Source organism: Telluribacter roseus, assembly GCF_017355915.2.
Classification (GTDB): Bacteria; Bacteroidota; Bacteroidia; order Cytophagales; family Spirosomataceae; genus Telluribacter.
On sequence record NZ_JAFEUV020000018.1, the window covers coordinates 77,253 to 103,725 of the forward strand.

Here is a 26,473-nt window from a genome sequence, read left to right on the forward strand (position 1 = left end):
TTTACCTTATAACGGCTGTATACTAAACGTTGTACCAATTATAAGCGCATAACTATGGAGCAAGAGATGACCGCTTCGAAAGAGGCTTACTTTGAAGTAGCAGATGGCATTTGGGGCTTAAAGGACTATTTTGTCAATGTCTTTATGATTCAAAACCAGCACGACAAGAGCTGGGTACTTGTGGATGCCGGACTAAAGACCTCCGCCTCCAAGATACGAAAAATGGCAAGAAAGCTGTTTGGTGAAGATAGTCGTCCCGAAGCCATTATACTTACTCATGGTCATTTTGATCACGTGGGCTCTCTGAAGGAGCTGGCCGAAGAGTGGGATGTAAAAGTATACGCCCACGAAATGGAAGTACCTTATCTGACCGGCAAATCGTCGTACCCACCACCAGATCCAACCGTGGGTGGTGGTATGATGGCCTGGATGGCTGACCTGTATCCCAAAGCTCCTATTAATATAAAACACCGCCTGGAACGGCTCCCCCAGAACGACAAGGTACCTGGTTTGAGTGGCTGGCGCTATATCCATACACCGGGTCACGCACCGGGTCATATCAGCCTGTGGCGCGAAAAAGATAAAGTACTTATAGCCGGCGATGCCTTCGTAACAACCAAGCAGGAGTCTGCCTTATCGGTATTCCTGCAGACGGAATGCATCTCGGGGCCTCCCGCCTACTTTACCTACGACTGGACCGCCTCCGAACTATCGGTTAATAAACTGGCCGAACTGAAGCCCGAAATCGTAGCTACCGGACACGGAAAGCCCATGCGGGGTGAAGCCATGCAGCAACAACTCGAGGAGCTGGCTCATAACTTTGTCGCACAGGCCCGACCTACTACTGGCCGCTATAAGGATCGTCCGGCTATTGTCAATTCCAACGGGGTGGTATTTGTACCTCCCAAAGTGGAAACCGAGGATAATAAGACTACCCGCCTGGCTGGTATAGCCGGTGTTGTGGGACTGGTAGCTCTTGGCTTGGTTATCTATACGCAGAGAAAGCGACTTTTCTCATAAAGACGCTTTCATACGGGGCAGCCTCATGAGCAGGCTGTCCCGTATTTTTATTTATTCCATTACAGTTACACTACACCATGAAAATAGGAGCAAAACTGCAGAAACAGTTGGATAAGAAGTACGCCCCTTCCAGTACCATTGCCGCCAGGTTTGAGAGATACGACGTTACCATGGTAACTGATGATGAAGGCAATCCTATCCTGCTTTACCTGGGTACCCGGGGCGAAGACGGACTCATCAAAGGCTACCGCTACTCCCGCACCCTGGTCAAAGACCCGACGGGGAAGGTCATCAAAGACCACTGGGACAATCACGGTAAGGTCTAAACCAGGGAGGTACCGGTAGCCATGAAGCCAGGTTTTGACCTGAACATAGTACTCGAGCGCATCGAAGAGGCCATTCGCCCCTTTCCCAAGGCGGCTATGTTTGAACTGTTTGAGCGTGGTTATTCTTCGCTGTTCGAGCAGCTGATTTCCTGTATTATCTCCATCCGTACCCTTGACGAAACTACCATTCCGGTTTCGCTTAGGCTGTTTGCCCAGGCGCGTACGCCTCAGGAACTTCTCCGGCTAAGTCCTGAAGAGCTGGCCGAACTACTGTACGGAAGTACCTACCCGGAGCAGAAAGCCTATACCATGCTGGGAATTGCCAAAGCCGCAGTAGAGCAGTATAACAACGAACTACCTGTCGACTTCGAAAAACTAACGGCCCTCAAAGGCGTAGGCCCCAAGTGTGCCAACCTGGCACTGGGCGTAGCCAGCAAGCAGGCCGCTATCAGTGTGGATGTACACGTACATCGGGTCGTCAACCGCTGGGGATACGTCCTGACCAAACAACCGGAGCAAACCCTGAAGGTACTGGAAGAGAAAGTACCTCAGGAACAGTGGATCCACATCAATCGCCTGCTTATGCCGTTTGGGAAGCACATCTGCACCGGCACTCTGCCCCGCTGCTCCACCTGCCCGGTGCTCCAGTGGTGCGAGCAGGTAGGTGTAACGCGTCACCGCTAACCCAACTTGCTGATTAAGTACCTACTTTCTTAAACTACCCGATATGGCCCAACACCTCGACCTTCACCGCTGGGATGTAACACCCGCCGAAGCTGTAGATATCCAGCAAAAGCTCCGGCAGCAACTCCAGATCAAGCCGCTTGCCTCTCCCCCCCAGACCATAGCGGGTTGTGACATCTCCTTTAATAAGTTTGAAGAAACGGTGTACGCGGGTATAGTAGTACTGCGACTGGATACGCTGGAAGTAGTGGAGAAAGCGGGGGTAGTGAGTACAGCACCTTTTCCGTACATACCGGGCCTGCTGACCTTCCGCGAGGGCCCCGCCCTGCTCGAAGCCTGGCAACAACTACAAACGGAGCCGGATGTGGTCATGTTTGACGGGCACGGCACGGCCCACCCAAGGCGAATGGGCATAGCCGCCCACATGGGTCTGTGGCTCAACCGCCCAACCTTTGGCTGCGGCAAATCAGTACTGGCGGGTACTTTTGAACAGCCGGAGCCTACGCGAGGTACCTGGTCGCCCATGATCCATCGGAAGGAAACCGTAGGAGCGGCCCTCAGGACCAAGAATAAGGTCAATCCCGTATTCATCTCGCCCGGCCACCTGATCGACCTCCCTACGGCGCTGGACCTGACCCTACGTTGCGACGGGGGCTACCGTATACCTGAGCCGACCCGGCGCGCGCACCTGCACGTCAACGCCCTCCGGCGTAAGTATACTCCCTCCAGCTAGGTCACCTGCCCGGGTGTGCCTCTACTCGTAAGGTTCCTTCATATAGTACTGATCCGGATTGCTCTGACTGCGGTTCATCTGGTACGTATAGGTAAAAGGGGTAAGCTGACTCCGGAGAAATGACTCATCGCCATCTTTATTGCTGACTCTGAACCCTCTTCGCCCCATATTACTACCCACCGCTCCCACAAACGATCCAAAGGCAGCCCCACCGCCTGCCGCAAGCATCAGGGTTATACCTGTGATGACGGGGCTTCGGAGCGGCGACTTCTGCAGTGACTTCAGGGCCAGGAAGGTGACACCGGCCGCACCTATAATGGCTCCCTCAATGGCACCGGCCCTTTTCTTTCCGCCGTAGACGTTTACCCGCCGGATGTCCCGCAACGGGATTTGCCCGATACCCGCTCCTACCTTCATTGACGTAGGAGTACCCGCATAGACAAGTTGTGTACTGGTTATATCATACAAATACCCACTGAACCTCCTTCCAAAATTGGTAACCACCGTTACCTGGTACACCTCAATCGGATTGGGCTGCGCCATTAACTCCACCGGCAGCCATATTGCCAGTATAAACAGGCAAACTATTTTTCTCATACCTTTTCCTTTCTCCACATTGTATATACTCTATCCACTGAAAAGCATTTAGTTTTAGATCTTACTACGAAACACCACAGAACTTCTTACAATATCAGCACTTATTTATAATTCTTTACTACAACGGGTTACGGCCAGATGGCTCCGTCCTACCGCAGACTAAATTTCCACTCAGGAACGGCCGCTTCTGGCACATTATTTTAAACAATCTCTGTATTCTTTCTCTTTACCTTATAGCTAAAGCTAGTGACTTTTCAAAACTTATTATGTAACTTTAAGAGAAGTACTCAACAAAAGTTACACCCTGAAAAAATTCAATATTTCCAAGATTGAATTAAAGAATACTTGGTGCTATTATTGCTGTACACTTATCTATATCGATCTAAATTATTGATACATATTTACATACTGACTTGAAAATGAAAAAAGACTTTTTTGTTTTCGCCTTTGACACAATCTCCCCCCGCGGAGGTATGAATGACTTTAAATTTAAGGCTAGTTCAATCGAAGAAATCAAACAGAACATTACCCAGGGTGATGAATGGAGTGAGTTCAGGATTGGAGACGAAGAGTTTAATCACATTCAGGTAACAAAGCTGGAAACCGGTGAATTTATTCAGATAAGCCGATACGAAGATCTGGATCAGGTGGTTGCCTTCCTAAAGTCTATGAGGCTGATTATCAACCTGGAGTCTAACTACCAGGCCAAAATGTGGGGCAAGCTTCACTTTGGCAAGGACCTGGTTACGACCGCCGGAGATTCGGAACAGGAGGTATTGAGCAATATGCGCAAGCGTCTTTTGAGCCTGCGCCTGGTATCGGACGAAGAGGTTGATCTGATTGAGTTTACCATTGACCCCAGCCGCCGATAGCTATTGTACTTTTCTTAGCTACACCTCTACTCCAAAATGTAACCCACACGGGATGAACGTTTTGGAGTAACGCGTATGGTTGAATCCCATTCCAACTTATATTACGAAGTACGTATAGAGGTACCGCCAAGGTACCTGGCAGGCTGCTATTCCCGTAATAGCGGATGGTAGTATATTGGGTTAAGGATTGTCACCACTCGCTTCGATATACATATCCAATAGTCGGCTATTGGCAGGTTGGGGGGATTTATCTAAATTGGAAGCCTTGACACTCAATCCTCTCCTACCACCTTGAAACATATCTTTATAAGCCTGCTGTGTCTCAGTCTGTTTGGTATCGGTTGCCAAACCAAAGCTCCTTCGGGAGATGCACTTAATCAAATAGCCACGCGCTATGTACGCCTGGGGCTGACCATCGGGCAGTACGACCCGGCCTTTGTGGATGCCTACTACGGCCCTGACTCGCTGCAGCCCACGGGTGGGAAGAGCGCCGAATTTCCCACGGATAGCCTGTTGGGGGCGGTAGATAGTCTGCTCACTGAGCTCAAGCCCTTTACTGACGGCACCAATACTTCTGACACATTACGGGTTCGGGCCGAGTGGATGACCAAACAGCTCAGAGCCTTTGGCCGCCGCATCCGGATTGCTACGGGTGAGTACGCCTCTTTTGATGAAGAGTCGGAAGACCTGTTCGGAGTAAAGGCACCCGTGTATTCAGAGGCGCACTTCAAATCTTTGATCGCCCGGCTCGATAGCCTGCTACCCGGTAAGGGCAGCGTGCAGGAGCGGGTACAGGTGCTATCCAACCAGTACAAGATCCCCCAGAACAAGATTGATACGGTATTCAGGGCCGCCATTGAGGAAGCGCGCCGTCGTACTACGGCCAATTTTAAGATGCCTCCCAGCGAGTCGTTCCGGCTCGAGTACGTCCGCGACAAGCCCTGGTCGGGCTATAACTGGTACCAGGGCCAGTACAACAGCCTGATCCAGATCAATATTGATATGCCCATCTACATTGAGCGGGCCATTGATCTGGCCTGCCACGAAGGCTACCCGGGCCATCATGTGTACAATTTGCTGCTCGAAAAGAACCTCTACCGCGACAAGGGCTGGGTGGAGATCTCGCTGTACCCGCTGTTTAGCCCGCAGTCGCTCATTGCCGAAGGCAGCGCCAACTACGGTATAGACGTAGCTTTTCCGGGAGACGAAAGGGTCAAATTTGCTAAGGAAATACTTATCCCGCTGGCAGGGCTGGACGCTACTAAAGCCGATCAGTACTTTACGATGCTGGCCCTGCGGTCGGAGCTGAACTACGCCCGCAACGAAGCTGCCCGCGGTCTGGTCAATGGTACCATGACGGAGCAGGAGGCCCTGCGCTGGCTGACCGACTACTGCCTGTTCAGCCCCGAAGTAGCCGCCAATTCCATCCGCTTTATCCGCAACTACCGCAGCTACGTGATCTGCTACAACTACGGTCAGGATCTGGTCAAGAACTACATCGAAGCCAACGGTGGAGTGGCCTCGGCTCCCGACAGGCGCTGGTCGCTCTTCGGCGAGTTGCTCAGCAACCCAATTACCCCGGCGGATTTGAAATAAACTATAAACTATACATGAAGACTTCGGTTGCTTGTCAACAGAAGTCTTTATGTAGCTTTTCCATAGTTTTTTACATCCTGCAGGGTTTCGGCATGTTGCTCCGGCACTTTGGGAATGACCGTCAGATCGCCAGTAGTTTCCAGGACGATGGCATCTATTGCTCCCAGATCCGTTATTCCCTGTTTTCGGGCGGCTACGTACACTTCTTCTACCGTAATCCTCTCTTTCTTCATCGTGGCATCCAGCAGTTCTCCCCTATACAGGAGTAGCTTAGGCTGATCGGTAATCAGATTTTTTACAAAGGGTATTCGCACGGATAGCCACGTAATGACAAACTGGAGTAGCACCAGCAACAGAAATACCAGCGCTCCGTCAGCCAGGGCCACATCTTTGCTCAACGCCACCGTAGCCAGCGATGATCCCAACGCAATGGTAATAATAAAATCAAAGGCATTCATTTTGGACAGGGTGCGCTTGCCGGACACCCGAAGCATAAAAACCAGTATGAAATAGGCTAGTATGGTTATAATAAGGCTTCTGATAATACTGTCCCAGCTATCAAAAAATAGTTTTTGCATAGATTAAGTGGATCATATGTTTATTACGGCTTATAAAAAAATGAATCTTTTACGCCAGGGCTACAGCGTCCCCCCCCTGCACCACGCGGACTGTCACCAGCAACTGGCCCAGATGGCGCATGGTATGTTCGGCCGAGTGCACCAGCAGCCCCAGTACCGTAGAGGGTATCTGCGCCCGGCCCACGCCACGTACCTCCGTGAGTGTTTGCTCATCGGTAGTGCGGAGTTGTTCCAGCGCCCGGTCCACCTGTTGCTCGAATCGCTCCACTAGTTCAGGTACCGTAGTACCCGTTTCGGAAGGTTTGCCTTCGCCTTTCAGCCACTCCATCTGCTCAGTAGTGAGGGATTCGCCGCGGGCGTAGGTTAGCAGGCGGTCCAGCACGCCCGTGAGGTGCTGCAGATGAAATCCCACCGATGCTAGTCCGGCCGGACGCTTCCACAGATCCTCTTCATCGAAGCCATTCATCAGGGCCTGTACCTCTTCCCGGGCCTGCAGCAGGGCATGCGCAACGGGTTGTAACAAAGGGGGCATATCGGGTAGTGGTCCCCGTAACCATACCTCCAGTTTGGGTTGCTGTGTCATACAATCAGACTAGTATTTACAAATGCTTGGTTGGAAAACTTTCTATTTTTCTACCTTGTTGATTATAGGCAAATAAAGCATAGTATCTGATAACATAGCACCAGCGGAGAGCCTTATTGTGAGGCTTAACCTTAGATTTTTGTTTTACAGGATAAAACCACAGCCACACGTTGGACCTATGGACTACATAGATTATTATCAAATACTGGGGGTAGATAAGAACGCTACCGAAAAAGACATAAAGGATGCCTATCGTAAGCTGGCTCGCAAGTACCACCCCGACCTCAACCCGAATGATGATGCAGCCAAGCAGAAGTTTCAGCAGATCAACGAGGCCAATGAGGTACTGAGCGACCCGGAAAAACGTAAGAAGTACGACCAGTACGGCAAGGACTGGCAGCACGCTGAAGAGTTTGAAAAGGCCAGGCAGGCCCGGGAATCGCGGTCACAGAGCCGCGGCCAGTGGTACTCGGGAGCGGGTGCCCAGAGCGACTTCTCCGACTTCTCGGACTTTTTCGAGTCCATGTTTGGAGCCAGTGAACGAACCCGCCGGAGCAGTGCCGGATTTAGGGGACAGGACTTACAGGCCCAGCTACAGCTCAGTCTGGAAGAGGCCTATAGTACTCACAAGCGTACCCTGGGCGTCAATGGAAGGAACATCCGGATCACGGTGCCTGCTGGCATTGAAGATGGTCAGACGATCAAGATAGCCGGACATGGTGGCCCCGGTGCCAGCGGCGGTCCCAACGGCGATCTGTACATTACGTTTTCAATTGCTGAGCACCCGCGGTTCAGGAGGTCAGGCAATGACCTGTACATGACCGCCGACCTGGACCTGTACACCGCCGTACTGGGTGGCGAGGTGGTACTGGATACACTGGATGGTAAGGTAAAGCTTCCCGTCAAGCCGGAGACGCAAAATGGTACAAAAGTGCGGCTGAAGGGCAAGGGATTTCCGGTGTATAAGCAGGAAGGTCAGTACGGTGACCTGTACGTCACGTTCACGGTAAAGCTACCTACCAACCTGACCGAACGGCAGAAAGATCTTTTCAGAGAATTATCAAAGTCCTAACCTCTGAGTAATCATGGAAACAGAAGAGCTCATCAAGGCGGATGATTTCTGCACTCATTACCATGTTGAAGATTCCCTGCTTGAATCCATGCAGGAGACGGGCCTGATCGAGGTAGTCTGGATTCAGCAAACCCGCTACCTCCATAGCAGCCAGCTGTGCCTGCTGGAAAAGATGGTCCGCCTGCACCAGGAGCTGGGGATCAACCTGGCGGGTATCGAAGCCATTACGCACCTGCTCGAGCGCCACGAAGCCATGCAGGCTGAAATAAAGCTGCTGCGAAACCGGCTACGCCATTACGAACGAGATCTATAAAAAAGCTCCCGATAGTACTTCAGGTGTCGCGGGTTTGCGACACCTGAAGTACTATCGGGAGCTGAATCCGTTGTTAACAGATTATAGTCCGCGGTTCTGGTACAGGTTTCCTTCTTTGAAGCAATCCTGATTATAGAAGGCAGAGTCATCTTTGCTGTCATACGCAATGATGGGATCATCCTCACTACCAGGAGTATGACTCGGGTTAAGGCCGGTAGTACCGGTAGTAGTCGAATATTCACCAGTACCAGGAGTATACTCCTCACCGGTACCGGTATACAGGGTGGGTCGGTTGTGGTAGTTGACAACCGCTTCCTCGTACTCCCGCGTAATAATCCGGCTGGACGGGCGTGGATAGTGCTGCATTTCGTCGTGCGTCACGATCCGGTCTATATAGACGAAAGTATCCTGATCATCCAGACGGGCAGCTCCAATGGGTACCAGCAGGTGGATGTTGGTATGATCACTGTCGGCCATGAAGTCATCCTCCAGTTCCATATCAAAGTACCGCACCTTCTCGGCTACCTTATCCACTACCAGGTCGGTGATGGTCCCGATAATGCGGCCATCGCGGCTTTTGACCTGCATGCCCCGGATATCGATGCTATGATCCGCTACTTTGTAGTCACTCAACTCGTTGAGCCGGTACAGGGTGTCATCTTTTACATTACCACCATTTTCAGTATTCCCAATTCTATCTTCTGCCATAGTTAACTTGGTTTAGTAGTTTTCAAAAATCAACGATTATATACTAGCGACCTCTGTTCTGTTCCATCTTCTGAAGTACATCCGAGGCCTCCCTGAATACATCCTTTACTTTATTCTTCTGATCCTGCGTTAGAGCCTGAGCATCCAGCCGCTGAATCTCATTACGTAAGCCCTGTACATCCTGCTTCAAATCAGGAAAGGAACTCTGCTGAATTGCATCGAACACATCGGCACTAGCCCAAAACGCTTCCCTGATCTTGCTAGCGTGCGCGGTACTTTCCCAGTTGCCGGTAATGGCACTGGCCTTGTTCCTCATTGTACTTAGCTTGTTATTGATCTGGTCACGATTAAGGTTGGGAGCCCGCTCAGCTACGGCAGCCAGCGCATCGGCCAGGCTCATGAGTCCGCTCTTGGTAAATGCCTGATCAGACTCACGCCCGGACATAGTAGCGGACCAGTCGACGTACGAGCGTACGGGCTGCGCCATGGTGGCATTCCCTCCGGTACTATCATCGGTAGCGTAGGTATCGTCAGAGGCGGTCATGGCCTCAGTGGCGGCTAGCCCGGGTACATCGTCCTGACTGGTACTGGTACTCTTAGGCCAGAAGAGAATGGCCAGTACTAATAAAAACAGCAGCAGGGCCAGTATATACAACCACGAAAATCCCCGGTTCTTCTTCTCAACATCCATGTTTGTCATATGGGGCGGATTTTTAGATTAGAACATACAACCGTCAGAGTGCAATACTCTATACATTTTATACCAATTTGTTATTAAAATGTTTGGCTACCTGTAACATTAAAACCACTACATGTAGTCTGTTACAACAGCTATAAAACCGTACCTTTACGCAGGAAATAAGGTACCTGCAGGTAGATCAGCAAAAAAATAATATAGCATTAATCGGACATGGCAGTCGAACAACCCAATAACCCGCTACACGGCAAGACGCTGGAGATGATCCTGAACGAACTGGTGGATTACTACGGATGGGAGCAACTGGGGTACCATATCAACATCAATAGCTTCAACCACGACCCCAGTATCAAGAGTAGTCTGAAGTTTCTGAGGAAAACGCCCTGGGCCCGTCAGAAAGTAGAGGACCTGTACCTGCGCATGCTGGAACGGCGGTAGTAAGTACTTATAAAAAAAACTCCGGACCTTTTCCATCGAAAAGTCCGGAGGTACTAATTTCTCTGATTACGTCTGATCGGTTAGTAGTCTTTTTTGCTATCACGTTTGGCCTTTTTCTCAGCCCGCTTTTCCTTGAGTGTTTTTTCGGATTCCTTCTTAGGGGAATTCGTGGAAGGATTCTTACCTTTTGCCATGACGATGTCTTTTATAGTTCCTAAGAAATATACGCTGTAAATTTTTATAAATACCAGTTGACGGCCTGATATGTTTTATACATTGGTCTATTTATATCTACCGGATAGAATCTGTATCATTCCATTATCTTTGTGCCTCAAACCAGACTACCCATAAGATAGCTACTATGTCCTATCTGCAGAGAAAATTAGCCGACCTGCTCAAAAAACCCACCAGCCTGTACCAGCTCAGTACCTACGACGAAAGTAAGCCCATCAAGGTAGTCATAGGCTCGGGGTATACTACCTACTCAGGCTGGCTACACACCGATATCGAAACCCTCAACATCCTCAAAGCCGGAGACTGGCGCCAGTACTTCAAGGAAGATTCTATCAGCCGAATCCTGGCCGAGCACGTGTGGGAGCACTTCACCGAGCAGGATGGAAAGACGGCCTTTGCCAACTGCCATACCTTTCTGAAGCCGGGGGGATTTCTGCGCGTAGCGGTACCCGATGGATTTCATCCCGATCCGGCCTATATCAGCATGGTAAAGCCGGGTGGTACCGGTGAAGGAGCCGATGACCATAAGATACTGTACAACTACCGCCTCATGACGGAGTTTCTGGAAGGCCTGGGCTACAAGGTAAGGCTGGTAGAGTACTTCGACGAGCAGGGCCAGTTTCACAAAGCCGACTGGAGCCCCGAGGATGGCCTCATTATGCGCTCCGCCGACCACGACAAGCGCAACCAGGGCGGCAAGCTGGTATATACTTCCCTGATTGTAGATGCTATAAAGCAGTAGTACTATATAAAAGATAAAAGAGCTGCTACATTCCTACCTGTAGCAGCTCTTTTATATTGGAGGGGCTTCGACCGCCAGGCGGCCCTGTCCGCTCAGCCCGACACAATACTACTATTTACTTTATTAGAAAGTCACTTTCAGTACTTTTCGGTCGCCCCCCCGCTGTACCTCTACCTCGGCCGTCTGCCCTTTTTCAAACTTACCCAAGGCTTTCATGTAGTCCTGAATGTCCTGGACCGGGTACTCCCCCATCCTGACTACCACATCCCCGGCTTGTATGCCGGCTGTCTGGGCAGGTCGGTTTTCGAGTACACCGTCTATTTTAAGTCCTTTTCCACTGTATGCGTAGTCGGGCATTACCCCCAGCGTCACCTTAAAGGAGGACTGCGTCATGCCGCTGTGGGGGTTTCCGGCCGGAGTAAATTGGGGCTCGGCAGTATCCTCTTCGACTTTGGTAATAAGATTAGCAATCAGCCGCACTACACGTACTGTACCGTCAATGTTGATCTTATCGGTATCGTCGGTGGGCTTGTGGTAGTCGCTATGTACTCCCGTAAAAAAGAAAAGGACCGGAATACCTTTCAGGTAAAAAGAAGTATGATCCGAAGCCCCCACTCCCGACGAATCCACCGCGAACTTCATATTGTCCTGCCTGGCCAGGGCGGGTACTACCTTCCCCCAGGTAGGGCTGGTACCCCAGCCACCAATGGTAAGGCCTCTCTGCGTATCGAGCCGCCCGATCATGTCCAGATTGATCATGAAGGATATGCTAGTAAGAGGAACGGTGGGATTTTCGAGGTAGTACTTGGAGCCCAGCAGCCCCAGTTCCTCACCTGAAAAAGCAATGAACAGAAAGTTGTGCCGCTCCTTAACGCCATTGCCCGCCAGGTACCGGGCCAGCTCCATCATACCTGCCGTACCCGAGGCATTGTCGTCGGCTCCATTATGGATCACCCCTTTGCCCTGCGAAGCCAGTGAGCCCATCTGGTAGCCACGCCCCAGGTGGTCGTAGTGGGCTCCGATCACGATGGTTTTGGCGGCGCCATTATCCAGATACCCTACCACGTTGCGGGCCGTAACCTGATGCGGTACTCCTTCAAAGGGAATCATAAGCCCGAACGGCTGAAAGTAGTCGCCGTTTCGGCCCTGTGATACCAGTCCGTACTTTCGGAACGATTCGGCTATATAGTTGGCGGCTTTGATCTCCCCCACGGTGGCGGTACCCCGGCCCTCGAGCGAGTCAGCCGCCAGTACTTCTACATGTTTTCGGAGTTCATTGGCATTGAGTGACTGGGCAAAACCGGCCTGCGCGGACGTCCCAATCAGCAGTAACAGGAGTATCTTCTTCATAGAGTAAAGACAAAGTGAGTAGTCACAGCTATAACTACCACCTGTCTGCTTTTGATTTGACAGTCAGGCAAAAAGACTACTACCAGACTTACATATGCTCTTTCAGCTCCACCAGAAACTCCCGCAGGCGGGTCAGGCGGTGGATCAGGTTCTGGGCCGTTTCGCGGTGGTTGAGCTGCTCACGGGTACCTTTGAGCGTACGGCCCTGTTTTTCTTTCTGGTACATGATCTTACGAACTATTTCTATATCGGCTTCGGTGTAGCGGCGGCGGTTGCGCGAATCGCGCTTGGGGTTCAGATGCGGAAACTTCTTCTCCCAGAAACGCAGTGCGGAAGGCTCACAGCCTACTATTTCGGCCACCTCATTTGTATCGTAGTATAATTTGGTTGGTTTACTCATGGGCTCTGGATGCTATATACACAAAGATAGCAGGCTTCCCTATCAATTGCCACACCCGGATCTGTACAATTCTACATGTATAGCAGGACCTGGCCAGGGATAAGTAGAGTCAAACCCGGCTACCTACCAACCTTTGGCTGAGAAGGCTCTCTGAAATCAAGCTTTTACGTGGTTCACAACTATTATTTTCACTAACTTTGCGGGAATTTTCAACCTTATTTTCCAAATGTACTCTCTTCTAAGAGGCTTTTCATTGGGAGGATGGAGGAAGTAAAACGGACTCATATACCAATTGTACATACAATGACCTCGCATCAGATCCGACAGGCTTTTCTTGATTTTTTCCGCAGCAAAGAACACATCATTGTCCCCTCGGCTCCGCTGGTAGCCAAGAACGACCCCACCCTTATGTTCAACAACTCGGGGATGGCGCAGTTCAAGGACTTCTTTCTGGGAAATGGTACTCCTCCTTCGCGTCGTATTGCCGATACCCAGAAGTGTCTGCGGGTATCCGGTAAGCACAACGACCTCGAAGAAGTAGGCTTTGATACCTACCACCACACCATGTTTGAGATGCTGGGCAACTGGTCGTTTGGTGACTACTTCAAGAAAGAGGCCATTACCTGGGCGTGGGAGCTGCTGACTGACGTGTACCAGCTACCCAAAGACCGCCTGTACGTATCGGTATTTGAAGGAAATGAGCAGGAAGGCGTAGCCTTCGACCAGGAGGCCTGGGACCTGTGGAAGCCTATTGTTGGGGAAGATCGGATCATACTGGGTAATAAGAAGGATAATTTCTGGGAAATGGGTGATACCGGCCCCTGCGGTCCCTGTTCGGAGATCCACGTGGACCTGCGCTCACCGGAAGAAGTAGAGCGGGTACCGGGTAAAGAGCTCGTTAACCGCGATCACCCACAGGTAGTAGAGATCTGGAACCTGGTATTCATGCAGTTTGAGCGCAAGGCCGACGGCTCGCTCATCCCGCTCCCGGCCCGCCACGTTGATACGGGAATGGGCTTCGAGCGTCTGTGTATGGCCATTCAGCAGAAGACCTCCAACTACGACACCGACGTATTCCAGAATACCATTAAAGTACTGGAAGAACTATCCGGTAAGACCTACAGCCAGGAGGAAAACAACAGCAACCGGATGTCCAACGTGGCCATGCGGGTAATCGCTGACCATATCCGGGCCGTATCATTTGCCATTACCGATGGACAGCTTCCTTCCAACGTAAAGGCAGGCTACGTGATCCGCCGCATCCTGCGCCGCGCGGTACGCTACGGCTACTCGTACCTGGGCTTCACCGAGCCTTTCCTGAACCGCCTCATCCCTACCCTGGCCGAGCAGTTCAAGGATGTATTCCCCGAGCTGAAAGCGCAGGAGGAGTTTGTGTCGCGGGTGATCCTGGAAGAAGAAAAGAGCTTCCTCCGCACCCTGGAGGCTGGTCTGAAGCGTCTGGATATGATTACAGCGGGTTTGGCCGAGAAAGGCCAGAATACCCTGCCGGGTGATGCCGTGTTTGAATTGAGCGATACCTTCGGGTTCCCGGTAGATCTTACGGCGCTGATCGCCCGTGAAAACGGATTTAAGATCGACGAGGAAGGATTCCAGAAGGCACTGGCCGAGCAGAAGGCCCGCTCCCGCACCGACGCCGCCAAGGAAGCCACCGACTGGGTGGAACTGCGCGAATCAGAAGGCGTGGAGTTCCTGGGTTACGACTTCACCGAGACCCAAAGCTACATCGTGAAGTACCGCAAGGTGAAGGTAAAGGCTGGCGAAGAGTACCACATCGTACTGGACCGTACACCTTTCTACGCCGAAATGGGTGGTCAGGTAGGTGACAAGGGAGTACTGGAGTTTGAGGTAAACGGTCAGAAAAAAACTATACATATAGTAGATACCCGCAAGGAGAACGACCTCTTTGTGCATATCTCGCAGGATAAAAACATTGACGAAGCCTTACAACAGGCCGATGTAGTGACGGCCCGTATTGACGAGGCCCGTCGCCGCAAGATCATGGCCAACCACACGGCTACGCACCTGATGCTGTCATCCATGCGTCAGGTACTCGGAAGCCACATATCTCAGAAAGGCTCATACCTCAACGACGAAGTACTTCGCTTTGACTTCTCCCACTTCTCTAAAGTAACGGACGAAGAGCTGAAGCAGATCGAAGATATAGTGAATGAAAAGATCCGTCAGAATATACCTCTGGATGAGAAGCGTAATGTACCCATTCAGCAGGCGCTGGACATGGGCGCTACGGCTACCTTCGGTGAGAAGTACGGCGACTTTGTGCGGGTGATCACATTCGATCCGGCTTTCTCGCTGGAATTGTGTGGAGGTACCCACATACCGTCAACCGGTGAGATTGGTCTCTTCAAGTTCACGACCGAAGGATCGGTATCGGCCGGGGTACGTCGGGTGGAAGCCATCACGGGAGAAAAAGCCCTGGAACTGATGCGTCAGCAGGAAGAAACGCTGAACCGCCTGAAAGACCTGCTCAAAGCTCCTAAGGACTTGGTGAAGGCAGTGGAAAGCCTGCAGGAAGAACGCAACGCTCTGCAGAAGCGCATTGAGGCTCTCGAAAATGAAAAAGTACAGGCTCTGAAGGAGCAGCTGACCGGCAAGGTACAGACCAGGGATGGATACAGCCTGCTGGTGGAGCGGGTAGAGGTACCTCATGTAGATGCCCTGAAGCAACTGTCGTACGAGCTGCGCCAGCAGGTCGACAACCTGGTAGCCGTACTGGGTACCGAGCTGAACGGCAAACCCCAACTGTCGGTATACATAGCGGAAGAACTGGTGAAGGAGAAGCAGCTGAATGCCGGTCAGATCGTGAAAGAGCTGGCGAAAGAAATACGCGGTGGCGGAGGTGGTCAGCCTTTCTTCGCTACGGCGGGAGGCTCTAACCCCGAAGGACTGGATCAGGCCCTGGAAAAAGCCAGAGGCTTATTCTAAAAACTTGGACTTTACATCCACCAAAAGCGCAGCTTTATCTATATAAGGCTGTGCTTTTTGTATTATTTGACCATAGCGTAATTCCTCATACCAGTTGTACTTACTATCCTTTTTGTAGATAATCTACCACAACTATTCTACTCCAGCTCTTCAAGGAATAGATGCCTCTATACACACAACTACCTGTATATCAATTAATTATTATTTAAATGCAGCTTCATCAACTTCTCAGGAATGTATTTTGAACCTCGATCTGTAAACGTCGCCGTAACAGGTATTGAGATTATGAACGCAAAACAACTTTTCGCAATCGTGCTGACTATCCTTGGGATCGGGGCTCTGGTCTATACCGCTATCCAGATCCTTGATAATCGCTCGGATAGTTTCAAGAATTTAATGGTATTCGGAATTCTTGGGTTTATCTTTTTCTCGTCGGGAGTTAAGCTCCTGCGTACTATGAGAGATACGTAGCAACTTCTTTTATTCACTTAAACATACACTCAGAAAATTGAAAACGACAGTTAATTTTCAACTAACTCATCCGACAACCGCTATGAAAAAAATCATCTTCTTATCAACCGCAATTTTGTTTTTTGCAGCTCAGGCAATGGCCCAGGAAAACATTTCCGTTGGACCTATGGTGGGCGTATCGATCTCGAACTTCCGGGGAGATATAGCCAATAACAACTGGAAGCCAGGTGTTACGGTGGGGGGATTCTTCAACTACAGCGCCGAAAGCGGATTCGGCTTTACCGGTAACGTGCTTTACACTCAATTGGGTGCCAAGACAAACAACAAATCAAACGAGATAAACCTGAACTACTTACAGGTACCTTTGCTACTGACCTATTACCTGGGCGAACGGGGTAATGCGGTACGTCCCAAACTGTTTATAGGTCCCAACCTCAACTTCCTGGTAGGTGCCAGAGATATAAATGGTAACAATATTAACGGCGACTCTAACAACCGCGTGTACAATGGCTTCGATGTAGGAGCCACACTTGGTGCCGGATTGAACGTGCGCGTTGGTCAGAAATTGTGGCTGAACTCAGACGTACGTTACGGACTTGGATTTTTGGATGTGACAAAAGTGGATCCCCGTGTATGGAAAAACCAAAACTGGGGTATTAATCTGGGACTCAGCTTCCCATTTGGTACGTATAGTTCACGTACGGGAACATTACAGACTAAGTAGTAATCAGAACAGTTCCCATCCTACAAAAGCAGGTACTTACAGGTACCTGCTTTTTTTATTTCTCATACTTTCGTAATCGGCTACTGAACAGGAATCAAAGCCTGTACCTTCGGTTGCTCCCACCCATGGAGGCCGGACCTGACTACCCGTATCTGTAAAACAGAAAGAGTACCCGCAATGCAGGTACCCTTTCTCACTATCCGTTCTATTATCATGATGTTATGCGTGCGTCATCATCTTCTTCGCAATCAGGATGCCCAGTCCCTGAGCAATACAAGTACCTAGTTTGGAATCAGCCTGGTAGTAGGGAGTATGGCTGCGGTAGAGAATCCGCTTGTGCCTACACCTGTCAACTCCCTTGGAACTGTCCGGCTCTCTTGTCTCCCTCCCCTGTACGATCCGTATCTGTAAGTACAATGATAGGCACACTAAACATATAACACAAACTGATAATTTCTATATTTGCATAGATAGTGTCTATAACAAATGAATATACAGCAGTTAGAATACATAGTAGCTGTAGACCAGCACCGGCATTTTGTGCAGGCAGCTGACCAGTGCTGCGTCACCCAGCCTACCCTATCCATGATGATCAAAAAGCTGGAAGATGAGCTGAACGTAAAAATCTTTGACCGGACCAAGCAGCCCATCGTACCTACGGCCATTGGCCGGCAGATCATCGATCAGGCCCGGGTAGTCCTTCGCGAGGCCGGTAAGCTCAAGGAGATGGCTCAGCAGTACAACGGCGATCTATCGGGTGACCTTCGGGTAGGTATTATACCCACTATTGCCCCCTACCTGCTGCCGCTGTTTGTAAATACATTCACTGAGACCTACCCTCAGATCCGCCTCCACGTGTACGAGATGATCACCGAGAAGATACTCTCCGAGCTGAAACACGGGAATATAGACGTGGGACTTATGGCTACCACCGCCGACGACAGCTCCCTGAGCGAGACCCTCCTGTATCACGAGCGTTTCTATGTATATGTATCAGGAACCTCCGAACTTTATAAATCAAACTACATACTTCCCGAGGCCATTGACCCAAAAGAATTGTGGCTGCTGGAGGAAGGCCACTGCTTCCGTACCCAGATTCAGAAACTGTGCGAGCTACGGCAAAATAGTCAGTCGCAAAGCTTTCAGTACCGCTCGGGCAGCATCGAAACCCTCATCCGGATGGTGGATCGCAGCGGGGGGATCACCATATTACCCGAGATGGCCGTGATGGAACTTCCGGCTGACCGCCAGCCCAACATCCGCCATTTTCAGGCACCCGTGCCCGCCCGGCAGGTATGTATGGTCGTCAATCGCGAACAGGTCAAGAGCCATCTGATTGATGTACTGCGTACTACTATCATGAATATAGTACCCGATTCACTACGTAACCAGGCGGATGACGTGGCGGTACTTTGATCGTAGTATAGTAGATTTGCCGCATATAACATACTCATACACATCCTCTATGTCCACCACACTCACAGTCCCCATTCCCACCGTTCACCTGTTCCCCGAACTGGACCGGCTACTGATCCAGCTACTCCGGTCACTTACGCCCGATGACTGGCAAAAGCCTACCATTGCCCGCCTCTGGAAAGTAAAGGACATAGCGGCTCACCTGCTCGACGGTAACATCCGTATGCTAGGGGCACGGGACGGGTACTTTGGCGAGCAGCCGGACTCCATCAACTCCTACCAGGACCTGGTCAACTACCTCAACCAGCTCAATGCCGACTGGGTCAAAGCGAGCCGCCGGATGAGTCCGCCCGTGTTGACTCAGCTCCTGGAGCTTACCGGCCAGCAATGCTCAGAGTACCTCACTACCCTTGACCCGATGGCTCCGGCCTTGTTTTCGGTAGCCTGGGCGGGCGAGCAGCAGTCGGCCAACTGGTTTCATGTAGCCCGCGAGTATACCGAGAAGTGGCACCACCAGCAGCAGATCCGGGAGGCCGTTGGCAAGCCCGGTCTCATGACCCGCGAGCTATTCTATCCGTTTATCGATACGTTCATGCGCGGACTGCCGCACACCTATCGCCATACTGCCGCCGCCCCGGGTACTACCATCAAGATTACGATTACAACAGACATCGGCGGCGACTGGTACCTGGTACGTATTGACGAGCAGTGGCAGCTCAGCCAGGAGCCTACCACTTCACCCGATGCAGAGATACTCATTGCCCCTGACGTAGCCTGGAAGCTGTTCACGAAGGGACTCTCCCCCGACTCCGCCCGGACTCAGGTCGTAATCAACGGCAATACCACACTAGGAGAAACGGCTCTATCCATGGTCGCGGTGATGGCCTGATCGGGCTGTACATATAATCATATGCATACATTCCGCTAAATCCTTTGAAACAAATCAGTTAAAAGATTTGTACTCCTCTCAAACCAAGGTTAGAAGGCGGGTCATAGCACATCTGCAAATCAACTGCAGGTAAGACCTATAATTATGGAGCCATGTTGTCGGAGACGGAGAAGCTGATTAGTAGAGAATTATTTATAAAACGAACCGCCCAGATTGGCCTTATCGCCAATGGCCTCGTGTATACATTGATAGGGATCATCACTTTTGGGGCTGCGTTTGGATTCAGCTATCATCAGGGAGGTCGTTTTCAGGTACTCGACTGGCTGTACCAGCTCCCCTACGGACCGGGTATCCTGGGTATGGTAACCGTAGGGTTGCTGTGCTACGCGGCCTGGCGTTTTGTGCAGGGCATCATGGATACCGAAAAAAACGGCAAAACGCTGATGGGCCTGGCCAACCGCTTTGGGTTTCTGGTCACGGGCTTTGTGTACATAGCCTTTGCCTACTATGCCATACGGCTTACCGCGGGGCTTGCCATTGATGAAGAAACGCAGATTACCAGAAAAACCGTAGCGGAAACACTACTCATGCAGCCCAATGGTCGCTGGTTGCTGGGAGCCATTGCCGTAGGTACCATGTGTGTAGGCGTATTTCAGGCGTATCATGCCCTATCAGGCGGGTACCGCAAACATGTGGAAGAGTGCCGGCTCCGGGAGGAGAACAAAACCATTCTGATCAAGACCGGCTTCTGGGGGTTTATAGCCGTAGGAATAGTGTGGCTGCTGCTGGGATATATGCTACTTAGATCAGCCATCTACTTCAATCCGACCGAAGCCGGAAATGATACCTCTGCTTTTTATTTCGTGGAATACTCCTTCGGCTCAGGTATCGGCTCGGTTATGCTGGGGCTGATCGCCGTCGGATTGCTGTGCTTTGGGCTCTTCAATTTTGTCAGGGCGCAGTACGAGTACATCAAGACCCCGGAATAGCTTCCGGCACTGCCCTATCGGGCTGCCATTGGCTGGAATAGTTTTGGTATAGGTACTGTAGCAGGAAGCTAACTCACTCCCTGCATCTACCTAAACTACTAACTTCTAAATCTAAATCAGCAATGGCTTACACTACGCTTAACACGCCTTCCAAGGATCAATGGATTGAAGGAGCAGCCCGGGCCGGACTCACCGCTAAAGGTATCGTATATACGCTGGTTGGTATACTTACCTTTACTACCGCTTTTAAAATGAGTAATGCCAATGTTGAGGGAGGCAAATCCCAGATATTTCAGTGGATCCAGGACCAGCCCTTTGGCCAGATACTCCTGGGTATTACTACGGTGGGGCTGCTTTGTTATACAGTCTGGCGATTGATCGAAGCTATCAAAGATACCGAACACAAAGGCTCTGATGCCAAGGGCTTATCGCGTCGGGCTACCTACCTGTCGAGTGCGGTGGTATACGGTAGCCTTACCTTCTACGCCGCCAAAATGCTACTGGGCAGCGGTGGCAACTCAGGTGGAGGCGGTGGTGATGATACCCGCCAGACCGTAGCCCAGAAGCTGCTCGAACAACCTATGGGTCAGTGGCTGGTAGGCCTGGTAGCTGTGGGTACTATGGCCATCGGAGCCTATCAGATCTACCGGGCCATGTCGGACAAGTACCGGAAGAACATCGAAGAATCCCGGCTGGACAACAATATCAAGCAGACGATGATTGAGGCTGGCAAACTGGGCTACATAGCCCGGGGCATTGTGTGGCTGATCATTGGGTACCTCTTTCTACAGGCAGCCATCGAATCCGATTCCAGTGAGGCCGGTGGTACTACCTCGGCGTTCAAATTTCTGGAAAATGAGTACGGTTCGTGGATACTAGGTATCATTGCTATTGGGTTGGTATGCTACGGTATGTTCATGTTTGTAAGGGCCCGCTACGAACCTATCAGTACCCGCTAACAAACCAGTCGGTGCCTGTACAGCCAGATATAAATTGGATTTCTGCCTGCACTTGCTACGGGAAAAGGTACCTTTGTGGATATTAACGTAGCTTACCCATGAAATTTGAAGAATACCGTATAGCGCCGGAAATCAAGCGCAGCCTCGAAAAGCTTGGCTTCAAACGCCCTACTGATATACAGTACAAGTCGATACCGCCCATCCTGAAGGGAGAGGATGTGCTGGCTATTGCTCAGACCGGAACGGGCAAAACCGCCGCTTTTGCCATCCCGGTACTTAACGTACTCCACGAGCGTAAGATCGCCGGCAGGCCCGATGGCGTTAAGTGCCTGGTGATGGTGCCGACGCGGGAGCTGGCGATACAGATCACAGAGGTATTTGAGCAGTTGGGACGGCACACACGGGTAAAGACGTACAGTATACACGGCGGGGTGGAGCAGGACCCGCAGATCGCTAAGCTCGAGAAAGGCATTGATATACTGGTGGCCACACCCGGCCGGATGTTCGACCTGGTGAGCCAGGGGCACCTGCGTCTCGAGCGGGTGGAGATCCTGATCCTGGACGAAGCCGACCACATGCTGGACCTGGGGTTCATTAAGGATATCCAGGACCTGATCAAGCGCCTGCCCCGCAAGCGTCAGACGCTCTTCTTCTCGGCCACCATTGATGAAAAGATCAAAAAGATGGCTTACTCGCTGGTCCACAGCCACGCCATCCGGATACAGATATCACCCGAGAACCGGGTAGCCCGTAACGTCAACCATTCGGTAGCCTTTATTCCCATGGATGACAAGCGGTTTTTCCTGGAGCGTATTATCAACCAGAATCCCGAAAGTAAGATACTGGTATTTGTACGCACCAAGGTACGCGCCGAGCGGGTGGCCAAAGCGCTGGAGCGTATGGGTATTACCAGCCAGACCATCCACGGCGACAAGGAGCAGCAGGACCGCACTACCGCTATGAACCAGTTTCGGAAGGGAGAAGTAAAGGTACTTATAGCTACCGATGTCAGTGCACGGGGTATTGATATTCCCAGTGTGGATTTTGTTGTCAATTACGACCTGCCCGAGCAGCCCGAAAACTACGTGCATCGCGTGGGCCGTACGGGTAGAGGTACCCAGAAAGGACAGGCGGTATCGTTCTGTAGTGAGGAAGAAAAAGAGCTGCTGAAGGAAATTGAAAACTACCTGGGCAATCCCGTCAATATTCTGAATATAGATAAGGAGGTATACACCGAAACCATTGAGTTTACCAGCGATACCAACTACGACCTGAAAGCGCTGATGCGGGAAGCCGAGGAGTTTGAAAACCGGAAAAAGAAAAAGAAGAAATAGCCGTACTCAGTACTGAAGCAACTGGGTATTGGCATCGGAGAAGAACCTGTCCAGTGCATTATCAAGAGAAGGGAGCTGTGCTCCCTTTTCACTTTTTAGGACGCTATATTGGGGGCGCGGGGCTATCCAGTCCATCTGGCTCAGGGGTATCCCCTTGATAAGCGAAGTATCCTCGCCGATACGCTCGGCCACCTGCCGGGCCAGCTCCGCCCAGGTAGTTTGTCCAGCATTGCTCAGGTGCCATATACCCGCTTCGTCGTCCTGCATCAGGTCCAGGCTCATATTGACCAGATCAGGTACATAGGTAGGCGATATATGCACATCCTGAACGGCCATCAGCTCCTCGCCACGCAGCAGCTGATTAAGAGCCTGTATTACAAAATTACCCTGATCCCACGGCCCAAAGAATTGACTGGTACGTACAATGAGCGAGGCAGGATTATACGTCAGCAGGTTTTGTTCGGCCAGTGCCTTGCTGCGGCCGTACACGCTCAGCGGAGCCACCGGATCGCTCTCCACGTAGGGCTGTTTTTTCTCCCCGTCAAACACCAGATCCGAAGAGAAACTGAGCAGCTTGATGCCTAGTCGCTCACAAAGCTGAGCCAGGTACATAGGCCCGGTGGCGTTACAGCCTATGCAGTTGTCTTCGTCACGTTCGGCCTCATCTACCTTTACATAGCCCGTCGCATTTACAATGGCCCACGGTTTTAGTTCGTTAACCACCTGCTCTACCTGGGCCTGGTTGGTAATGTCCAGCTGGCAGCGATCAAAAAGCTGATAGTGCAGCCCCCGGATATCACATACCCGGGCAAAGGCTGCCCCCAGGGTACCTGTTTTACCCAAGATCAGTATAGGCCGGGCAGATCTCTTTCGGGTTGACGCAGAAAGACAGGCCTGGTACTCAGCGGGGTATAGTACTCTTTTGTCACTCTGCCACCACCCCTGTCCCTCCACCATTGGATGGTCAAACGTCTGCTGGTGCGTAAGGTTCCTGATGAGCCGGGCCAGTGCCGTTGGCTGTAGCTGGTTAGTGGCTAGTTTGAAAACACCCGGTTCGTAGTCGCCATTGGGTTCGGTGAGTAGCCGGTTCCAGCCAAAGGAGCCAAACAGGGCCCAGGCGGTAATAGCTCTGATATCCACCCCGCTCCGGCGTAGCTGGCCGGCCGTTTGCCACATCGAATGAAACCACCTTACCTGCTCCTCGCGGGTACAGTGCAGATGTACTTCCGTAATAGCCAGCGGTATGTGGTACCGCTGCCAGAGTTCGGTCACCAGTTCGTAGGGTCCCGTAGGCTCGTTCAGCTTTACACGCACCGCCTCCACGTCGGCGTAGTTGTGCCGGCCGTTGCCCCCGTGGGTGTGGCTGGGGTATATTTCCAGATTTTCGTCCAGGTACCGCTCCGAAGTAACGTAGTAGTTGAGCCCCATCATATCCGGAGGACAAGGATGAGCCAGGAAGTAGTACAACTCTTCCTCATTGATACCGGCGTGAAGTATAAATTCCCAAAGCGGATGCTCGGCATCTACCTTTCCCATCAGCAGGTCAAACGAGAGCCACCTCCGCCAATTTTCAAACTCCGCCTGGTAGCGCAGCAGCGGCGTGCTGTACACCTTTCCCATATCTTCCGTCTGGATCAGCCGGGCCGATGGGTTCACTTCCCGTATCGCACGCATAGCCATACACGTCGCTTTACATTCGCTGATCAGCACTTTCAGAAAATGATAATCATCGCGTCCGTGCGGGTACCATAGTCCGTATAAACCACAAAAACGAGCCGTAGTAAGTGGCTCGTTTACAGGGGTGTAATTAGTAATCCAGGGAAACTCCAGAGCTACCTGACGGGCGTAGTCGGCCAGTCCCTGCTCAAAGCTTCCAGCATAAAAATTGACGTAGGAAGGCCCGCTACCGTGGTGCACCAGCCCTACAATGGGCTCTATCTGGCGTTCGCTTAGGAATTCCAGGCTTTGTCTGGCCCAGGACCAATCGGGACAGGTATCCGGCTTTGGCATATGCTTCTCCCACAGAACCGGAAAGCGTAATGCTTCAATCCCGAGATCAGCCACCAGTGCCAGATCCGAGGCACGGGTATAATGACCAGCATAGTCCAGCTGATCAAAATACTGATTATGTACGCGGTTGATCGTGCACTCGATCCCGCCCCAGATATGTAGATTTTCCTGATTCACTCAATAAGATCCTTATTTATCGAAACAGTCCTTGATTCTGCTGATCATTGAATCAACAGTTGCATCCCAGGAGTTTTCAGATAAAAAGCAATCAACTCTTTTGAGCCAGTTTTCTTTATCGATGGTACTACTGAACAAAACTTCTTCGGCCGCAGCTATAAACTCTTCTGCGTTGCTCACAATATGTACCAGTCCTTCTTCCCCGTACGGATTAACTACATCCTGAATGGGGGTAGATATCACGGGTTTACCTGCGCTCAGGTACTCGGGTGTTTTGGTCGGGCTGATAAAGCGCGTTGATTCGTTAAGCTGGAAAGGTACCAGGGCTATATCCCATCCTGCCAGGTAGCCGGGAAGCTCATCGTAGCTCTTCCCTCCCAGGTAGTGGATGTTATCCAGACGGGGTAGCATGGCCGGATCTATCTTGACAACCGGACCAATCATGACCAGATGCCAGTCAGGACGCTGCCGGGCTACCTGCTCGATCAGGTCTATATCAAAGCGCTCGTCTATTACCCCATAAAATCCCAGCCGTGGATGCGGAATATTTACCTGGTCCTGTGGTGGAGTAATCTCTCCCCGGGCCTTGCCAAAGTGGGCTTTGTCAATGCTGCTGGGGAAGGGATAGATGTTATGATGCTTATCTTTTTTGGCCTTGTACAGCGAATGTCCTCCCGTAAATACGATATCAGCTCTTTTGAGGAGTTCCTTCTCCAGGATCTGAAGCTGGGTAGGTGCAAACTTAAATGCCGCCAGCTCATCCATACAGTCATAGATGGTCATGGATGGTACATAATGGTGGCTGAACATCAGCGCCATGGGTGTATAGTACCAGAAGGCGTAATCGGTCAGGTCTTTTTCGGCCAGAAACTCGTCCAGTAGCGCGGCCTGTGCCTTTATGACGTCATCCTCACTCATACCCGGCACCAGATGCGGCACAGTTACCGTCAGGTTAGGCGTCTTCTGTACATGGCTCAGGTAGGGCACCTCTGTGTCGAATACAGGCTCTTCAAAAAATTGTATAGTAAAATGCTGGCAGAATCGGGTAAGTAAATGCTGTGGTCTCTGAAATACAAAGTCCCATCTGAGATGGGAAAAACATATAAGATTTTTTGGTAGCTGTACCTCTTTCTTTTTCTTGCTCACAGTTTCACTGATACCGTAACCAGTTTTATCATGTTGGATCATCATAGGTAGTCCCTCCGGGTTAATTTTGTGATTCATACTAAATAAAGGTATGCCAGTCAGTGCGAGTATCAGTAGGTATATTCGGAACTATACCCGATTCTGTTACCAAAGTAACCCCAAACAGTCAACAAGTAACTTTACAGCACTAGTTATAGTAATAACTCGGCTATAAAAATATAGTTTTGAAAAAGGCCTCAATGACCAAATAATACATCCTTATCGGGTGCCGTGCTGACAAAGATGCACAGGATGTTGCTGTCACTACACAAGAAGAACCTCCGTACAGGGTACCCGGTATACTGGTACACCCCTGTCCCGACCTAAAAAAACGATACAGATTTTTAGGTGATTGGAGTTAAACAAATTCAGCAGTAGAAGCCCTAGGGCTTCTACTGCTTTTAGCTTTATA

Annotated in this window: 27 protein-coding genes; 18 read left to right on the top strand and 9 right to left on the bottom strand. The window is 51.0% G+C overall.

Annotated elements, in window-relative coordinates; genetic code table 11:
- The first annotated feature begins 54 nt into the window (after positions 1 to 54).
- The 4 genes from JTN23_RS23125 to nfi all read left to right on the top strand — a co-directional run bounded on the left by JTN23_RS23125 (position 55) and on the right by nfi (position 2,763).
- On the top strand, positions 55 to 1,020 hold the full coding sequence (locus tag JTN23_RS23125) for an MBL fold metallo-hydrolase (protein ID WP_247237451.1): 966 nt from the start codon (positions 55 to 57) through the stop codon (positions 1,018 to 1,020).
- Positions 1,021 to 1,097: 77 nt separating this feature from the next.
- Positions 1,098 to 1,346, top strand: coding sequence for a hypothetical protein (locus JTN23_RS23130; RefSeq protein WP_247237452.1), 249 nt, complete (start codon positions 1,098 to 1,100; stop codon positions 1,344 to 1,346).
- A 21-nt stretch (positions 1,347 to 1,367) separates the two neighbouring features.
- Positions 1,368 to 2,030: an endonuclease III domain-containing protein gene (locus JTN23_RS23135; RefSeq protein WP_247237453.1), complete on the top strand. Its 663-nt coding sequence runs from the start codon at positions 1,368 to 1,370 to the stop codon at positions 2,028 to 2,030.
- A gap of 43 nt (positions 2,031 to 2,073) precedes the next feature.
- Positions 2,074 to 2,763, top strand: a complete 690-nt coding sequence (nfi, locus tag JTN23_RS23140; RefSeq protein ID WP_247237454.1) for a deoxyribonuclease V — start codon at positions 2,074 to 2,076, stop codon at positions 2,761 to 2,763.
- Between the two features lie 21 nt (positions 2,764 to 2,784).
- On the opposite strand, the gene JTN23_RS23145 is transcribed toward nfi, so the two are convergent.
- On the bottom strand, positions 2,785 to 3,360 hold the full coding sequence (locus JTN23_RS23145; protein ID WP_247237455.1) for a hypothetical protein: 576 nt from the start codon (positions 3,358 to 3,360) through the stop codon (positions 2,785 to 2,787).
- 419 nt (positions 3,361 to 3,779) lie between these two features.
- On the opposite strand from JTN23_RS23145, the gene JTN23_RS23150 reads away from it, so the two are divergent.
- Positions 3,780 to 4,232, top strand: a complete 453-nt coding sequence (locus tag JTN23_RS23150; protein ID WP_247237456.1) for a hypothetical protein — start codon at positions 3,780 to 3,782, stop codon at positions 4,230 to 4,232.
- Between the two features lie 291 nt (positions 4,233 to 4,523).
- Complete coding sequence (locus JTN23_RS23155) at positions 4,524 to 5,828, top strand: DUF885 domain-containing protein (protein WP_247237457.1); 1,305 nt, start codon at positions 4,524 to 4,526, stop codon at positions 5,826 to 5,828.
- 47 nt (positions 5,829 to 5,875) lie between these two features.
- Here the strand turns inward: JTN23_RS23155 and JTN23_RS23160 are convergent, their stop codons facing one another.
- The gene (locus tag JTN23_RS23160; RefSeq protein ID WP_247237458.1) at positions 5,876 to 6,406 is read right to left on the bottom strand and encodes a DUF421 domain-containing protein; all 531 of its coding nucleotides are present in this window, start codon (positions 6,404 to 6,406) and stop codon (positions 5,876 to 5,878) included.
- A 49-nt stretch (positions 6,407 to 6,455) separates the two neighbouring features.
- A complete protein-coding gene (locus JTN23_RS23165; protein ID WP_247237459.1) occupies positions 6,456 to 6,989 on the bottom strand; it encodes a DinB family protein in 534 nt (177 codons plus the stop codon).
- Positions 6,990 to 7,167: 178 nt separating this feature from the next.
- Here JTN23_RS23165 and JTN23_RS23170 point away from each other — a divergent pair, with 178 nt between their 5' ends.
- Positions 7,168 to 8,061 (top strand): DnaJ C-terminal domain-containing protein, encoded by an 894-nt coding sequence (locus JTN23_RS23170; RefSeq protein ID WP_247237460.1) that lies wholly within the window; start codon positions 7,168 to 7,170, stop codon positions 8,059 to 8,061.
- 13 nt (positions 8,062 to 8,074) lie between these two features.
- Entirely contained in the window at positions 8,075 to 8,374 is a 300-nt protein-coding gene (locus JTN23_RS23175; RefSeq protein WP_247237461.1) for a chaperone modulator CbpM, read from the top strand.
- Positions 8,375 to 8,455: 81 nt separating this feature from the next.
- Here the strand turns inward: JTN23_RS23175 and JTN23_RS23180 are convergent, their stop codons facing one another.
- Together JTN23_RS23180 and JTN23_RS23185 are read right to left on the bottom strand one after the other, a co-directional pair.
- Positions 8,456 to 9,082 (bottom strand): PRC-barrel domain-containing protein, encoded by a 627-nt coding sequence (locus JTN23_RS23180; RefSeq protein ID WP_247237462.1) that lies wholly within the window; start codon positions 9,080 to 9,082, stop codon positions 8,456 to 8,458.
- Between the two features lie 43 nt (positions 9,083 to 9,125).
- The gene (locus tag JTN23_RS23185) at positions 9,126 to 9,782 is read right to left on the bottom strand and encodes a hypothetical protein (RefSeq protein ID WP_247237463.1); all 657 of its coding nucleotides are present in this window, start codon (positions 9,780 to 9,782) and stop codon (positions 9,126 to 9,128) included.
- A gap of 210 nt (positions 9,783 to 9,992) precedes the next feature.
- Here JTN23_RS23185 and JTN23_RS23190 point away from each other — a divergent pair, with 210 nt between their 5' ends.
- Together JTN23_RS23190 and JTN23_RS23195 are read left to right on the top strand one after the other, a co-directional pair.
- Positions 9,993 to 10,217: a VF530 family protein gene (locus JTN23_RS23190; RefSeq protein WP_247237464.1), complete on the top strand. Its 225-nt coding sequence runs from the start codon at positions 9,993 to 9,995 to the stop codon at positions 10,215 to 10,217.
- A 361-nt stretch (positions 10,218 to 10,578) separates the two neighbouring features.
- Positions 10,579 to 11,193 (top strand): class I SAM-dependent methyltransferase, encoded by a 615-nt coding sequence (locus JTN23_RS23195; RefSeq protein ID WP_247237465.1) that lies wholly within the window; start codon positions 10,579 to 10,581, stop codon positions 11,191 to 11,193.
- A 123-nt stretch (positions 11,194 to 11,316) separates the two neighbouring features.
- Here the strand turns inward: JTN23_RS23195 and JTN23_RS23200 are convergent, their stop codons facing one another.
- Both JTN23_RS23200 and JTN23_RS23205 read right to left on the bottom strand, forming a co-directional pair.
- Positions 11,317 to 12,543 carry a M20/M25/M40 family metallo-hydrolase gene (locus JTN23_RS23200; RefSeq protein ID WP_247237466.1) on the bottom strand — a complete coding sequence of 409 codons (1,227 nt, stop codon included), beginning with the start codon at positions 12,541 to 12,543 and terminating at the stop codon, positions 11,317 to 11,319.
- An 88-nt stretch (positions 12,544 to 12,631) separates the two neighbouring features.
- Positions 12,632 to 12,943 carry a MerR family transcriptional regulator gene (locus JTN23_RS23205; RefSeq protein WP_247237467.1) on the bottom strand — a complete coding sequence of 104 codons (312 nt, stop codon included), beginning with the start codon at positions 12,941 to 12,943 and terminating at the stop codon, positions 12,632 to 12,634.
- Between the two features lie 303 nt (positions 12,944 to 13,246).
- Here JTN23_RS23205 and alaS point away from each other — a divergent pair, with 303 nt between their 5' ends.
- From alaS to JTN23_RS23245, 8 genes are all read left to right on the top strand, one after another.
- On the top strand, positions 13,247 to 15,907 hold the full coding sequence (gene alaS / locus JTN23_RS23210; protein WP_247237468.1) for an alanine--tRNA ligase: 2,661 nt from the start codon (positions 13,247 to 13,249) through the stop codon (positions 15,905 to 15,907).
- Positions 15,908 to 16,192: 285 nt separating this feature from the next.
- Complete coding sequence (locus tag JTN23_RS23215; protein WP_247237469.1) at positions 16,193 to 16,378, top strand: hypothetical protein; 186 nt, start codon at positions 16,193 to 16,195, stop codon at positions 16,376 to 16,378.
- An 82-nt stretch (positions 16,379 to 16,460) separates the two neighbouring features.
- Positions 16,461 to 17,102 (top strand): porin family protein, encoded by a 642-nt coding sequence (locus JTN23_RS23220; protein ID WP_247237470.1) that lies wholly within the window; start codon positions 16,461 to 16,463, stop codon positions 17,100 to 17,102.
- Positions 17,103 to 17,588: 486 nt separating this feature from the next.
- Complete coding sequence (locus JTN23_RS23225) at positions 17,589 to 18,518, top strand: hydrogen peroxide-inducible genes activator (protein ID WP_247237471.1); 930 nt, start codon at positions 17,589 to 17,591, stop codon at positions 18,516 to 18,518.
- A 49-nt stretch (positions 18,519 to 18,567) separates the two neighbouring features.
- Complete coding sequence (locus JTN23_RS23230; RefSeq protein WP_247237472.1) at positions 18,568 to 19,407, top strand: maleylpyruvate isomerase family mycothiol-dependent enzyme; 840 nt, start codon at positions 18,568 to 18,570, stop codon at positions 19,405 to 19,407.
- 152 nt (positions 19,408 to 19,559) lie between these two features.
- The gene (locus JTN23_RS23235) at positions 19,560 to 20,396 is read left to right on the top strand and encodes a DUF1206 domain-containing protein (protein ID WP_247237473.1); all 837 of its coding nucleotides are present in this window, start codon (positions 19,560 to 19,562) and stop codon (positions 20,394 to 20,396) included.
- A 122-nt stretch (positions 20,397 to 20,518) separates the two neighbouring features.
- Entirely contained in the window at positions 20,519 to 21,355 is an 837-nt protein-coding gene (locus tag JTN23_RS23240; protein ID WP_247237474.1) for a DUF1206 domain-containing protein, read from the top strand.
- A 98-nt stretch (positions 21,356 to 21,453) separates the two neighbouring features.
- The gene (locus tag JTN23_RS23245; protein WP_247237475.1) at positions 21,454 to 22,689 is read left to right on the top strand and encodes a DEAD/DEAH box helicase; all 1,236 of its coding nucleotides are present in this window, start codon (positions 21,454 to 21,456) and stop codon (positions 22,687 to 22,689) included.
- Between the two features lie 6 nt (positions 22,690 to 22,695).
- On the opposite strand, the gene rfbD is transcribed toward JTN23_RS23245, so the two are convergent.
- Positions 22,696 to 24,876 (bottom strand): dTDP-4-dehydrorhamnose reductase, encoded by a 2,181-nt coding sequence (gene rfbD, locus JTN23_RS23250; protein WP_247237476.1) that lies wholly within the window; start codon positions 24,874 to 24,876, stop codon positions 22,696 to 22,698.
- Positions 24,877 to 24,888: 12 nt separating this feature from the next.
- The gene (locus JTN23_RS23255) at positions 24,889 to 26,100 is read right to left on the bottom strand and encodes a glycosyltransferase family 1 protein (RefSeq protein ID WP_247237477.1); all 1,212 of its coding nucleotides are present in this window, start codon (positions 26,098 to 26,100) and stop codon (positions 24,889 to 24,891) included.
- Positions 26,101 to 26,473 lie beyond the last annotated feature (373 nt).